The sequence below is a fragment of the Agrobacterium sp. Ap1 genome (genome assembly GCF_017313375.1).
Lineage (GTDB): Bacteria > Pseudomonadota > Alphaproteobacteria > Rhizobiales > Rhizobiaceae > Neorhizobium > Neorhizobium cellulosilyticum.
In genome coordinates this window covers 1-286 of record NZ_JAFLMY010000093.1, presented here as the reverse complement: position 1 = coordinate 286, position 286 = coordinate 1, and the positions used below count along the sequence as shown (strand labels likewise).

Genomic DNA, 286 nt, shown 5'->3' with positions numbered 1-286 from the left:
TGGAAGCCTCCAGATCAATCTTCTCTTCACGATTTTTGCAGAACAGGCATGCGCTTCATCGAAGCGATGCAAACTTTATTTTCTTCAGAAGACAACGATGCGTTTGGCACCCTCGAAGCAAAGCTTCGCAAGGCCAAGGGCCGTCGGCCATCGTTGGCCGGCCCGTCCGGAGCGCAGCGGTAAAGCCGCGACAGCGTCAGGACACAAAATGGTGGAGCTGAGCGGGATCGAACCGCTGACCCCCTGCTTGCAAAGCAGGTGCTCTCCCAGCTGAGCTACAGCCCCA

General features: G+C 57.0%; 1 protein-coding gene and 1 tRNA gene. One reads left to right on the top strand and one right to left on the bottom strand.

The window, feature by feature from the left end; translation table 11 throughout:
- The coding region (locus JZX87_RS31125) for a hypothetical protein (protein WP_206829662.1) at positions 1-183 on the top strand (183 nt) is incomplete at its 5' end.
- Between the two features lie 26 nt (positions 184-209).
- Here JZX87_RS31125 and JZX87_RS31120 read toward each other — a convergent pair.
- A tRNA-Ala gene (locus JZX87_RS31120) sits at positions 210-285 on the bottom strand.
- Between the last annotated feature and the right edge of the window lies 1 nt (position 286).